13 protein-coding genes are annotated in these 12,395 nt (G+C 71.3%); 8 read left to right on the forward strand and 5 right to left on the reverse strand.

Annotation, left to right across the window (positions count from 1 at the left end; translation table 11 throughout):
• Nucleotides 1-37: 37 nt before the first annotated feature.
• Genes ACFY10_RS42600 through ACFY10_RS42610 form a run of 3 tightly spaced genes read right to left on the reverse strand, consistent with a single transcriptional unit; the run spans nt 38 to nt 2,662 of the window.
• A complete protein-coding gene (locus tag ACFY10_RS42600; RefSeq protein ID WP_390670708.1) occupies nt 38-1,258 on the reverse strand; it encodes an amidohydrolase family protein in 1,221 nt (406 codons plus the stop codon).
• A 1-nt stretch (nt 1,259) separates the two neighbouring features.
• On the reverse strand, nt 1,260-2,144 hold the full coding sequence (locus tag ACFY10_RS42605) for an MBL fold metallo-hydrolase (RefSeq protein ID WP_390670709.1): 885 nt from the start codon (nt 2,142-2,144) through the stop codon (nt 1,260-1,262).
• Nucleotides 2,141-2,662 (reverse strand): flavin reductase family protein, encoded by a 522-nt coding sequence (locus ACFY10_RS42610; RefSeq protein WP_390670710.1) that lies wholly within the window; start codon nt 2,660-2,662, stop codon nt 2,141-2,143. The genes ACFY10_RS42605 and ACFY10_RS42610 overlap by 4 nt, the downstream gene beginning before the upstream one ends.
• A gap of 194 nt (nt 2,663-2,856) precedes the next feature.
• Here ACFY10_RS42610 and ACFY10_RS42615 point away from each other — a divergent pair, with 194 nt between their 5' ends.
• Nucleotides 2,857-3,501: an XRE family transcriptional regulator gene (locus tag ACFY10_RS42615; protein WP_316769265.1), complete on the forward strand. Its 645-nt coding sequence runs from the start codon at nt 2,857-2,859 to the stop codon at nt 3,499-3,501.
• A gap of 92 nt (nt 3,502-3,593) precedes the next feature.
• Here ACFY10_RS42615 and ACFY10_RS42620 read toward each other — a convergent pair whose 3' ends face one another.
• Nucleotides 3,594-4,970 (reverse strand): alpha/beta hydrolase, encoded by a 1,377-nt coding sequence (locus tag ACFY10_RS42620; protein WP_390670711.1) that lies wholly within the window; start codon nt 4,968-4,970, stop codon nt 3,594-3,596.
• Nucleotides 4,971-5,182: 212 nt separating this feature from the next.
• The gene (locus ACFY10_RS42625) at nt 5,183-5,719 is read right to left on the reverse strand and encodes a GNAT family N-acetyltransferase (protein ID WP_390670712.1); all 537 of its coding nucleotides are present in this window, start codon (nt 5,717-5,719) and stop codon (nt 5,183-5,185) included.
• Nucleotides 5,720-5,941: 222 nt separating this feature from the next.
• Here ACFY10_RS42625 and ACFY10_RS42630 point away from each other — a divergent pair, with 222 nt between their 5' ends.
• The 7 genes from ACFY10_RS42630 (at nt 5,942) to ACFY10_RS42660 (ending at nt 12,216) form a co-directional block, all read left to right on the forward strand.
• Nucleotides 5,942-6,907: an ABC transporter permease gene (locus tag ACFY10_RS42630; RefSeq protein WP_390670713.1), complete on the forward strand. Its 966-nt coding sequence runs from the start codon at nt 5,942-5,944 to the stop codon at nt 6,905-6,907.
• On the forward strand, nt 6,907-7,785 hold the full coding sequence (locus tag ACFY10_RS42635) for an ABC transporter permease (protein ID WP_390670714.1): 879 nt from the start codon (nt 6,907-6,909) through the stop codon (nt 7,783-7,785). The genes ACFY10_RS42630 and ACFY10_RS42635 overlap by 1 nt, the downstream gene beginning before the upstream one ends.
• Complete coding sequence (locus ACFY10_RS42640) at nt 7,782-9,650, forward strand: dipeptide ABC transporter ATP-binding protein (protein WP_390670715.1); 1,869 nt, start codon at nt 7,782-7,784, stop codon at nt 9,648-9,650. The genes ACFY10_RS42635 and ACFY10_RS42640 overlap by 4 nt, the downstream gene beginning before the upstream one ends.
• A 47-nt stretch (nt 9,651-9,697) precedes the next feature.
• Nucleotides 9,698-11,356: an ABC transporter substrate-binding protein gene (locus ACFY10_RS42645; RefSeq protein ID WP_390670716.1), complete on the forward strand. Its 1,659-nt coding sequence runs from the start codon at nt 9,698-9,700 to the stop codon at nt 11,354-11,356.
• 79 nt (nt 11,357-11,435) lie between these two features.
• Complete coding sequence (locus tag ACFY10_RS42650) at nt 11,436-11,603, forward strand: hypothetical protein (RefSeq protein ID WP_390670717.1); 168 nt, start codon at nt 11,436-11,438, stop codon at nt 11,601-11,603.
• Complete coding sequence (locus tag ACFY10_RS42655; protein WP_390670718.1) at nt 11,600-11,833, forward strand: hypothetical protein; 234 nt, start codon at nt 11,600-11,602, stop codon at nt 11,831-11,833. Before ACFY10_RS42650 ends, ACFY10_RS42655 begins: the two co-directional genes overlap by 4 nt.
• Nucleotides 11,834-11,841: 8 nt before the next feature.
• Nucleotides 11,842-12,216 carry a hypothetical protein gene (locus tag ACFY10_RS42660; RefSeq protein WP_390670719.1) on the forward strand — a complete coding sequence of 125 codons (375 nt, stop codon included), beginning with the start codon at nt 11,842-11,844 and terminating at the stop codon, nt 12,214-12,216.
• Nucleotides 12,217-12,395: the final 179 nt, after the last annotated feature.

Raw genomic sequence — 12,395 nt, forward strand, 5'->3', positions numbered from 1 at the left:
GCCGTATCCATTCGTCAGGACCGGGCGGTGACCGGCCTCAGTAGATTTCGCGGACCACCGACGTACGGCTGACCAGCCGCCCGCCGGCGAAGACGAGCCGCTCGGGACAGGACGCGCCGAGAGCCTCCGACACGGTCTGCGCGCGCACTGCCAGAAGATCGGCGACTGCGCCCTCACGCGGTCCCGCCGCGGGCAGGCCGAGGACGGTGCGGGCGCCCGCGGTGACCGCGTGCAGCGCCTCGTCCGGGACGAGATGGCCGGCCGTGACCAGCAGGGACGCGGTCTCCAGAGGATCCGCCCGGCCCACGGGGTTGAACGGGTCCCTGATGTTGTCACCACCGGCCGCGACCCTCACGCCCGCGTCCAGCAGCGCGCGTACGGCGGTGAGCCCGCGCGGGGTGGACGACGGCCGGTCGCGGCCCTGGAGGTAGAGGTTCGTGAGCGGGAGGGCGACCACGCCGATTCCGGCAGCCGCGACCTCCTTGGCCGTACGAGCCGCCTCGTCCGGCTCCACCGCGCCCAGGCTGACGCAGTGACTCGCTGTGACGCCCGGCACGAAGCCACGCTCCCGCACGGCACGGGCGAGCAGGCGCAGGTCCCCCGCGCCCGGGTCGAGGGTCTCGTCCGCGTGCAGGTCGACCCCCACATGGTGCTCGGCGGCGATGCGCAGGGTGCGTTCCACGGACGCGGCCGGGTCGGCGGACAGGTGGGGGCAGCCGCCCAGAAGGTCCGCGCCGAGGTCGAGCGCCTGGTGCAGCAGCTCGTCCGGGGCGTCGATGTGCAGGACGGCGATCTGGAGCCGTACCCGCCCCCGGAGCTGTCTGCGCAGCCGGAGCAGGGCGCGCAGGCCGCGCAGGGGATCACCGGTGCCGTAGCTGCCGTCGTCCGTCAGGAGGTCCACGTGGGTCCTGACGGCCGTCACACCGTTCGCACACATCTCGTCGACGGCCCGCCCGGCGCGCTGGAACACGTCCTCCTCGGTGACCCGCTCGGCGTACGCGCGCCAGGCGGTGACGGCCGAGGGCAGGTCTCCGGGCAGGGCGCCCGCCAGGTCCCAGGTCAGGGCCTTGTCCAGGTGGGCGTGCGGTTCCGCGGGGGCCGGCAGGAGCAGATGCCCGGTCAGGTCGAGTTCCTCGGGGCCGGGGGGAAGCAGGCCGGGTGGGGCGACCCGGACGACGAGACCACTGTCCGGGTCGAGCAGGAGGTCACGGACGTCTCCGTCGGGCAGCCGTGCACCGCGTAGCAGTAGAGGTGGCATGTCAGCCGTCCGTTCCGTGCGGCGCGGTGAGCACCGCGAAACCGTCGAAGTCATGACGGCGTACAGGGACGCCGAACATGTCGGTGGAGGCGTATGGGCGGGTTCGACCGTCCCGTACGGCCGCGAACGCCTCGGCGACCTGGCCCACGAAGTCCGCCGACTCCCGGTGCCGCAGGTTGTGGCCGAGCAGCGCGGTGGTGACGGGCAACTCCGCGAGGCGGCGTGTCGAGTCGGCGAAGGCGGCCACGTCGGCGCCCGGCACATGGGCGAAGAAGGTACCGCTGATCAGCGTGTCCCCGGCCAGCAGCAGCCCGGTCTCCGGCTCCCACAGGCAGATGCCGTCCGGGGAGTGCCCCGGGGTGTGCAGCACCTCCAGGCGGCGCCCGCCCAGATCGACGACGTCTCCTTCGTGCAGCAGCCGGGTGGGGCGTACGGCCTCGATGCGCCAGTCGGCCAGGTCGGGGACCGGCCGCACCTCGACGCGGGAGTCCGTCAGGAAGAAACCGCCGGCGTCCAGGGCGTGGAACTCCTCGTACCGCTTGCGCAGGTCGTGCGCGAGGTGCGCGTACGCCTCCAGCCACTCGTACGGGGCCGGAGCCGTGTGCAGCGCGGCTCCGTCGGCGTGTACGGCGATGTCCTCGGCGCGAGCGGCCAGGGAGGCGTTGCCGCCGCGGTGGTCGAAGTGATGGTGCGAGTTGACGACCAGCAGCGGCAGCCCGGTCAGCCGCCGCACCTGCTCGCCGATGTCGGCGATGCCCATTCCCGTGTCGTAGAGCAGGGCCGTCTCGTCGCCGAGCAGGAGGTAGCTGTTGACGTGGCCGGGCTCGCCGATCACGAAGGCACCCGGGCCGGTCTCGGCGACCTGGAACCAGTCGGGGCCGCTCACGCGGCACCGAGCGCGTGGTAGCGGCGGTCGTGGTGCACGAGCGCGGTCGGTCCGCCGGTTCCGGTCACCACGTCCTCGACGGCCGCGACGATCAGGTGGTGGTCCCCGGCCGGGAGGTCGCGTATGACGCGGCACAGCACCGTGTACGAGCTGTGCGCGAGCAGCAGCGGCAGCCCGCCGCGCTCCTCGGCCGACCACTCGAGGTCCGCGAACCGGTCGGCGGTACGGTCCGCGAAGCGCCGGGAGACATGCTCGCCGCCGGAGTGCAGGATGTTCAACGCGAACCTGCGAGCACCGAGCAGCGCGGGCAGCGAACGGCCGCGGCGGCCGACCCCGATGGCCAGCAGTTGCGGTTCGCGGCTCAGACTCATCACTGCGGTGCTGGTGAAACCGACCGGGCGCCCCTCGGAGGTCAGAGCGGTGACGACACAGACGCCCCCGGCCAGGGCGGCCATCGCGTCGAGGAAGGCGGAGTCCGGCGGGCAGGCGACAAAACGGTCGGAGGTGGCCGCGGCCATGGGGGCTCCCTTGGGACTGGGCGGGACGAGGAGGCACGTACGACCCGTGCGACTCGATGGACTCGACGACACCTAGAATGTTCGTGTCATCAACATTGAGCGTAGGGCCTCGGTGTTTCACTGGCGTAAAACCTCTCCCTGGCCGCCTTTGGGACCTCAACGGCCCGCCGACCTCGCCCCTTAGGATTCCTGCCATGCCGGCCCAACCCGCCCACAGCACGTCCCCCGCCGCCGGGGACACGGACGCGCCGCTGCGCGCCGAACTCGGCAGCGCGATCCGCAAGTTGCGCAAGGAACGAGGCCTGACCCTCGTCCAACTGGCCGAGCGCGCCGCGCTCTCCCACCCGTTCCTCAGCCAGCTGGAGCGGGGGCTGACCCGCCCGAGCATGTCGTCCCTGCACCGCATCGCCCGCGCCCTCGGCACCACCCAGCAGGCACTCATGACCGTGGCGGCGGTGCCGCATCCCGGCACATCGGCCGACTCCGTCCACTTGGTGCGCTCGGGCGAGGGCCTGCCCGTGGCCAACCGCGGCGGCGGAACGGCGCGCATGCTCGGGGCCCCCGCCTACTCCGTCCACCCCGTGGAGTACACCGGGGTCGGAGAGCGGTTCGACGAATACTTCGATCACCCCGGTGACGAGTTCGTCTACGTCGTGGCAGGCGAGATCGAGATCGACCTGCAGACCGCGGACGGCCCCCGTCTCCACGTGCTCGGGCCGGGAGACAGCATCTACTACCGAGGAGGGACTCCCCACCGTTGGCGCGCCGTCGGTGACGGTTCACGGGTACGGCTCCTCACCGTCCAGAACGCGACGGGCGAAGCCGACCGCCATCCCTGAGCAGACATGGCCGGACGCGTTCACAGGTGTCGGACCGCAGGGCATCCGGCTGAGGGAAGCGGACGCCCCGCGTCGTCTCGGTTCGGCTCGCCTCAGTGGTGCGTGGAGGATTCCGTGCGCAGGAACTCCGCGAGGCTGCGGGTAGCCGTGTTGTGGTCCGTCGCGGCGAACAGCGGGTCCAGGTGGTTCATGCCGTTGTCCGACTCGTAGACGCCGTACGGCACCCTGGAGCCGACCGCGACCTTGCGGGCGCCCTCCAGGACCGTGCCCTTGGAGTAGCTGGTCGCGAAGGCGTAGAGCGGTACGTCGATGCCGGCGCCGTGGTACAGCCGCAGGTCCAGGGAGCGGGTGAGATCGGTGTCGGCGTAGACGTCGGTGACGTCGAGGTCCACGGAGAGCCGGGCGGGCCAGTACCACTCCCAGACACCGGGCACCGGACCGGCGTACGCCTCGGCGACGCGCGAGATGGGCGTGATCCCGTCATCGACCCACCCCCGTACGCCATCGTCGTCCGCGCTCTCGGTGAAGTGCCCGGAGTGGACGGTGATGTCGTTGGGCCAGCCGAACCCGGCGTCGACGAGCAGGCCGAGCAGGGCCGCGTTGCTCACCGGGAACGAGGGCCGGAGCGCGGCCGGCAGTCGGGGCTGGAGCACGGAACGGCCGCCCGGGTCCTGGTGGGCGTACCATCCGGCGAGCTGGTACCAGATCTGGGTGCTCTCGGCCCGGCTGCCCAGCCCGACCCCGCTCAGGGTCATGTCGAACACGGCCCCGCCCTCGATCGCCGCGAGCCGCTGCCGGACCTCCTCCGGCGAGTCCTGCACGGGCGTACCGGTCCCGTCGAACGCCCCGAGCACCCCGCCGTCGATCGCGGCGAGCCCGGCCAGGTCCCGGAACCCGGGGCGCCCCGCGAAGTCCCAGGCGGCGTACGCCAGTGCGGTGGTCGCACCCCAGGAGTGCCCGCCGAGCACCACGCGCCGGGTGCCGCCGGCCCGGGCGGCCAGCACGACCGCGCGGAGGTCGCGGAGGGTGAGGTAGAGCCCCCACCCGGCGGCGAAGGCGGAGGCCGCCGGGTCCTGGGATCGATAGTGACCGTCGAGGTAGTAGGCGGCAGGGTCGGAGCCGCCGAACCCGGCCCGATCCGCCAGGTTCTCTTCCCGACGGTCGATCGCCCACACCTGCACCCCGGGCACGGACGCGACCAGATCCCTCGCCATCAGCCGGAAGTCGTTGGCGGCCCCGAACATCCCCGGCACCAGCACCAGCACGGTGGCCGCGTCCCGGGGGCCGAACCTGAGCACGTGCACACGGTCGGTGGGGGCGGGGCCGCCACCGGGGGCGACGGGTATCGCGGTGTACGACTCGGGGGTTGCCGCTCGGCCGGTGCGGGCCGGCTCGTCGGCGGACGCCGCCCGCGCAGTCCCGGTGGTGCCCGCGGCCAGGGCAAGACCGCTCAACACGGTCGAGCTCATCAGGGTCCTGCGGGACGGATTCCCTCGCGTCGGACGGTTCGTCATCTTCGAGTCTCTCCTTTGGCGTTGGGGGGTGTGAGACACCGTTGATCCCCAACCTCTCCCGAGTCCCGTGCGGGTCTGGCGCCGGGGTACCGCCGTGACGTGGCGCGTCGGCCCAGCCGTACGAAGGAGGGAGTGGCCAACCGACCCGCCGCAAACCTGCTGTCCCGTCACTTCCGGTCGGCGACCAGCGACCAGACCTCCACATCGTGTCGGACGCCGTCCAGGGACAGAGCCGAGCGCAGCACCCCCTCGCGCTCCATGCCGAGTCGTTTCGCCACCGCGAGGCTGCGTGTGTTCCCGGTTGCCGCCGACCACTCGATGCGGGACATGCCCCGGGCGTCGAACGCCCACTCGATCATCAGGCGGGTGGCCTGGGTCACCAAACCGCGGCCGCGCGCCTCCGGCGCGAGCCATGCTCCCAACGAGCAGTTTCCGGTCCGTGCGTCGAACGTGGCGAACCCCGCTCCTCCCACGAGCAGGCCGTCGAGCCAGATGCCGTAGACCCGCCTGCCGTCCCGGGCCTGGTCGTCGGCGTAACCCTGCAGCCATTGCGCGGCCTTGGCCGGTTCGTCGATATCCGTCGCCCAGGGCATCCAGGGGGCGAGATGGGAGCCGGAGCGTACGACGAATTCGTAGAACTCCTCTGCCCGCCAGGGTTCGAGGACGCGGAGCTCAGCCCCTTCGGCGACGGAGTGACTGAGCATGGCGCTTCCGATCGACGGAGGGAGGTGGGATGCGGTGGACGAGTGAAGTCCCATGGCCATCAAGGAGGTTGCGGCCTCGTGAGCGACTTGTGCGACTACGGTACTCAAAGCTTCAAGCTCTTGTCTCGTCGCACAGCCGGATCATAAGGTTCCGGGTGTCCGCGATGTCCGGCGCCGATCGCCGCCCTCCCCACATCCGGCACTGCGTGACAGGCGTGAACATTGAGCGTCACTACCTTCGTCCTCAGACGGATGAGCGGTGGGCTGCTGGTCCTGCTGGTCCTCAGCTTCCTGGTCTTCGCCCTGCTGGCCGCGAGCCCGGGGTCACCGATCCAGACCCTGCTCGGCACCCGGCCGGCGACGCCGGAGCTGGTGCACGAACTGCGTGGCCGGTACCACCTCGACGACCCCTTCGCTCTGCAGTACCTGCACTGGTTCTCCGACGCCGTCCGCCTCGACTTCGGCCGGTCGATTTCCGTCCAGTCGGGTACACCGGTCGCGGACATGATCTACGGTCGGCTGGCGCTCAGCGCTGAACTGGCGGTCTACTGCCTGCTGCTCGTCCTGCTGCTGGGCGTCCCCCTGGGTGTGATCGCGGGCATCCGCCACGGCCGGACGGCCGACCGGATCATCTCGCTGCTGGCCACCGCCGGTTTCGGCGCTCCGGTCTATGCCCTGTCCATCGTCCTGCTCTACGTCTTCGGCGTCGCCCTGGACTGGTTCCCGGTGTACGGGGCGGGGGACGGGTTCGCCGACCGGGTGACGCATCTGACGCTGCCCGCCGTGGCGTTGGCGACCGTCCTGTCGGCCGTCGTCGTCCGGCAGGCCAGGGCAGCCACCCTGACGGTGTTACGGCAGGACTACATCACCTTCGCCCGGCTCCGCGGCCTCGGCCCGCGCCGCGTGCTGATCGGCTACGTGCTGCGCAACTGCGCGCCCCCGGTGCTCACCAGCGCCGGGATGCTCCTCATCGCACCGCTCAGCGCCGGGATCTTCATCGAGCAGGTGTTCTCCCTGCCCGGAGCGGGCTCGCTCCTGCTGTCGGCGGTGACCTCCGAGGACGTACCGGTCGTCCAGGCGCTCGCGCTGTTGATCGGCGCCCTGGTGGTCCTGGTCAACCTGCTCGTCGACCTGCTCGGGTTCCTTCTCGACCCGCGGGTCCGCCTGCACACGGCCGGGGAGGGCTGATGCCGAACCCCCCGGACCCGGTCCCTGCTCCGGGCACCGCCGACGCGCGGGAGGTGTCGAGGCGCTTCCGTGCTCCCGCGCTGGTGGCGCTGGCCGCGTCAGGCGTCGCCGTCGTCGTGCTGCTGGTGGTGGCGGGCGACTGGGTGGCGCCGTACGACCCAGGGCACCAGGATCTGATGCGCGGTGCGGCCGGTCCGGGCGACGGGCACTGGCTCGGCACGGACGACTTGGGACGTGATGTCCTTTCTCAGGTGGTCACCGGCGCGCGCACCGCGGTGGTCGGCCCGCTGTGCGTGGCGGTGGGTGCGCTGCTGCTGGGCGTTCCCCTAGGCGTGGCGGCCGGGTACCGCGGCGGTCTCCTCGACGCCGTGACGAACCGGTTCGCCGACCTGATCTACACCCTTCCCGCGTTGCTGCTGGTCGTCGTGGTGGTCGGGATGGCGGGTGACGGCTACTGGTTCGCCGTCGCGGTCGTCACCTTGCTGTCCCTCCCGGCGCAGGTCCGCCTCTGCCGCAACACGACCCTCGTACAGGCCCGTCTGCCCTACGTCGAAGCCGCCCGGACCCTGGGGCTTCCTGCCTGGCGTGTCATGTTCCGGCACATCCTGCCGAACATCCTGCCCACCGTCGTCGCGACCGCGCTTCTCGACTTCGTCGGAGCGCTGATCAGCCTGTCCGGCCTCTCCTATCTGGGGCTCGGGGTGCCGCCGGGCACGCCCGACTGGGGCGAACTGCTGCGCCAGGGCCAGAGCCTGCTCGCCGTCAACCCGTATCTGTCTCTCGCACCCGGCCTCATGATCGCCATCGCCGCGACCGGTGCCACGCTCCTGGGGGACTGGGTGTACGACCGCAGCACCGCCGGAACGGACCGACGATGACGAACGACGGACAGCCCCGCCGGGTGCGTGCGGACCGGGAGGCCGGTGGTGTCCTGTTGTCCGTACGCCACCTGCACGTGTACGCGCACCCGGACCGCTCCCAGGGCCTACGGACCCTGGTCCGCGACATCGGCTTCGACCTCGCACCCGGCGAGACCCTCGGTGTCGTCGGCGAGTCCGGCAGTGGCAAGACGCTGACCGCCCGCGCCGTCATGGGCGTACTCGCCCACGGACTGCGGGCCGAGGGCGAGGTCCTGTTCGACGGGATCGAGCTGCTGGGCAAACGGGAGCGGGAGCTGCGTCCCTTGCGCGGCAGCCGGGTGGCCATGGTGCTGCAGGACCCGTTCACCGCGCTGAATCCGCTGCAGACCGTCGGGGCGCATCTGCGGGAATCGCTGTCCCCGCAGACGCGTCGCGACCGGGCGGGAGCCGCCACGGAGGTCTCGCGCCGCCTGCGCGAGGTGGGGCTGGACCCGGAGGCGGTCACAGGCCGCTACCCGTTCCAGCTCTCCGGCGGCATGCGGCAACGCGTCGCGATCGCGGCGGCGTTGGCGCGGGATCCGGAACTGCTCGTCGCGGACGAGCCGACGACGGCCCTGGACGCCACGACCCAGGCAGAGGTTCTCGCGCTGCTGCGACGACTGCAGGCCGACCGTGGCATGGCTCTCGTGCTCATCACCCACGACCTGCGCGTCGCGTTCTCCGTCTGCGACCGGGTGCTGGTCATGTACGCCGGCTCCGTGCTGGAGGACGCCCCGGCCGCCGCGCTCGCCGACACGCCGCGACACCCCTACAGCCTCGGCCTGATGCTGGCCGAACCTCCCGTCTCCCAATTCGTGGACCGCCTGGTCTCCCTGCCCGGCCAAGTACCGGCCGCCGACAGCGTCGCCGAGACCTGCGCCTTCGCCGACCGGTGCGAGTGGCGGCGCCCTCCTTGTACGGCAACGCGCCCGGAGTTGACTCCCCGGTCGGCACAGCGGCGATCCGCGTGCGTACGGATCGCCGAGATCGACGACGAGCTCCGCGTCCGCCTGAGCGGCCCCGCCACCCCGGGTACGCCTCCCCCCGCCCCCGGCGGCGACCCGCTCCTTGTCGTCGAGGGCGTCACCAAGACGTACGGAAGGACGTCGTGGCTCGTCCGGCCGCGAAGGACGACGACGGGCACCTCGGCCCTGCGCGAGGTCTCGTTCTCGCTCCGCGAGGGCGAATCGCTGGGCGTCGTTGGCGAGAGCGGCTCCGGCAAGACCACTCTCGCCCGCTGCGTCCTGGGCCTCACCACGCCCACCAGGGGCACGATCCGGCTCGGCGACATCGATCTCGGCGACTACCGCAGGCTGAGCCGGAACGACCACCGCAAGGTGCGGCGACTGGTGCAGATGGTCTTCCAGGACCCGTACTCCTCCCTCAATCCACGGCTCACCATCGGTGCGACCCTGCGTGAGGCGGTCGCAGCGGGCGCCGATCCCGAGCAGCGGCCGGCGGAGCTGCTGGAGCGCGTGGGCCTGCCGGCCTCGTACGCGCGAAAGCACCCGGGCGCGCTGTCCGGCGGCGAGCGGCAGCGGGTCGCCATCGCCCGCGCGCTGGCGGTCCGCCCCAGGCTGCTGGTCTGCGACGAGCCCGTCGCGGCGCTCGACGTGTCGGTACAGGCCCAGATCCTTCAACTGCTGCGCGAGGTGCGCGCCGAGTACGGCACGACCCTGATCCTCATCACCCACGACCTGTCGGTCGTACGCCAGATGACCGACCGCGCCCTCGTGCTGCGCGGCGGCGAGATCGTCGAGAGCGGCGAGACCGCGGCCCTCCTCGATTCCCCCCGCCACCCCCACACCCAGCGCCTTCTCGCCTCGACTCCGGGCGAGAGCTGAGCCCTGCTCAGACACGCCCCCCGCACAGAACGGAAGCAGGAAACAGGATGCCCCCCACCGTGCCCGGCCGACCCGTCAGGCCTCTCTCGCGGCGGACGATGCTGTCCGCCGCGATCCTCACCGCCCTCACCACCGTCGCCGCCACCGCCTGCACCAGTGACAACGACACCGCGACCACGGGGACGAAGAGAACGACCGGCAAACCCATAGCCGTGGTCAACTGGGCGCTGCCCAACGCGCCCGCGTCGCTCGACTACGCCAAGAGCTACGACAACAACTCGACCGGCGCCGTCATGTCACTCGTCACGGAGCCCCTGGAACGCGTCTCCAGCACCGGTGAGTTCACCCCGGACCTCGCGGCCTCGGTGGCCCAGCCGAACACCACCACCCTCGTCTACCGGCTCCGATCGGGGGTGAAGTTCTCGAACGGCAGGGAAATGACGGCACAGGACGTCGCCTGGAGCATCGAGCACTTCACCGCCGAAACGGCACAGACCGCCGCCCTCGGCCAGAAGGTGGGCAGCGTCAGTGTGACGGGCCCGCTGGAAGTGACCGTGAAGCTCAAGGCCCCCGTCCCGACGGCACGTGCCGGCATCGCCCTCGCGACGCTCGTCGAAGACGCCGATTTCGCCAAGGCGCATGCCAAGACCCTGGGCAACGTCGGCACCGCCCCGATCGGCACGGGCCCCTACAAGGTCGCCTCGCAGACAGCGGAGAAGACCACCCTGGTCCGCAACCCGCAGTACACCCGGACCAGGGCGGCCGCGGACAAGGTCGTCTTCTCCGTCATCCCCGACGACACGGCCCGCCAACTCGCCCTGCGCTCCGGCTCGGTGGACGGCGGCCCCGTCACCAACCGCAAGAGCGTCGCCCAGTGGAAGGCCATACCGGACGCGACGGTCTACGCCTCCCCGTCCCTGTCCCAGGACTTCCTCGCCATGGACGTCACCCGCGCACCCTTCGACGACGTGCACGTCCGCAGGGCCGTCGCCCACTCGATCGACATCGCGGGCATCATGAAGGCCGGCTTCGACGCGTACGCCCGGCCGATGACGGGGCTGGTCCCGGCCGGGGAACTGGCCGGCGTGGCCGGCTCGCAGGGGTCGGCGGAAGCCTTCCTGTCCGGTCTGCCCCAGTACGAGCTCAGCGAGGCCAAGGCCAAGGCCGAACTGGCCAAGTCCGCTCACCCGCAGGGCTTCTCGACGACCATCGAGTATGTCAAGGACTACCCCTGGCAGGAACTCACCGTCCTGAACATCCAGCGGAACATGCAGCCACTCGGCGTGAAGATCACGCCCAAGCCCGTCACCGCCAACGAGTGGTACGCCAAGTTCTACCAGCATGAACTGACGGGCATCACCCTTCCCTTCGGCTTCGGGGCGAGCTACCCGGACCCCGCCCCCCTGCTGGGCAAACTCGTCGGCGAGGCCAACATCGGCCCTCAGAAGATCAACATCGCCAACTGGAGCACCCCCGAGGTCGACAAGGCCCAGCAGGTTGTCACCATCGCGGGCCCTCGCGCCCCCCGCTGGACTGCAGCCAAGACGATCCTCACCGAGGTCGCCGACCAGGTCCCCTACATCCCGCTCTTCACCGAGGACGAGGTCTACGCCCTCGGCAAGGGCCTCGCGTTCGACAAGTCGGGCATCACGTCCTTCGACCTGTCCAACGGCAGCTGGATCTTCTCGCTGAAGCCAACCGCCTGACCCGGCGTCCCGGCCCATCCGATGCGAAGGCCCGGGCTGCCGACCCGGGCCTTCGCCACGCATCCCCGGAGGTGGCGCCGTGTCACGTGTTCGGCAGCCAGGGCGCGAGCGCTGCGTCGACCAGACCGACCACCAGGTCCTGTTCAAGGTGCGCGCCGTGCAGGAAGCGCTCGAAGAGCAGCGGTCCGATGATGCGGGCGATGAGATCCCTGGCGTGCTCCTGGGCGCCGGGGCGGAGTTCATGTGAACGAGAACGCCGTCACCCTGCGTTTCGCCGATCGTGCGACCGCCTACCAGGCGCTCAGTGACCTGAAGTACCTGAGCCCCGCCACGACGGAGGTCCGAGCCGCCGTGCTGATCGAGCGCCTCGAGGACGGCGCGGTGCGTGTCCCGGAGGGATTGGACACCGAGGAGGGACGCACACGGCGGTCGGCGGACTGGTCGGCTCGCTGGTCGGCATCCTCGGCGGACCTCTAGGCGTCCTGATGGGCGTGGGCGTCGGCGCGCTGATCGGCGGAGGCTACGACTACAAGCGGGCCGAGGAGGCCACCACTGCCGTCGGCGCCTTCGTCCAGCACGTCCCGCCCGGCGGCACGGCCCTCCTGGTCGAGGTCAGGGAGAGTGACACCCAGGCCCTGGACCTGCTGGCCATGCGCTACGACGCCGTCCTCGAGCGCCGCTCGACCGACTCCGTACGAGTCGAACTGAAGGCCATGGAGGAGGCCGCCGAGCGGATCCGCAAGGCAGAGGCGAAGGCCAGGCGCGCACACAAGCGCACCGAGATCGCGCAGAAGCTCGGCCGGCGCCCCGGCGGACGCAAGGAGGACGACCCGGCGCCGAAGGAGACGCTCGCCGTGTGACCGGTGCGAGCGCCACGGACGCGGGGCACGGACCGCACCGCGGTGCCAACTCCCCTGTGCCCCGCTGGTCGGGGCGGGCCGATACCCCCCGTTATGTTCTTCGCGGTCCTGCAAGAGGGCCGCTGGCCTCCGGGCTCGGCATGGCTGGTCCCCCCTGTCGAACCGATGACCTGGGGGGT

Source organism: Streptomyces sp. NPDC001401 (assembly GCF_042895385.1).
In the GTDB taxonomy this organism is placed as follows: Bacteria; Actinomycetota; Actinomycetes; order Streptomycetales; family Streptomycetaceae; genus Streptomyces.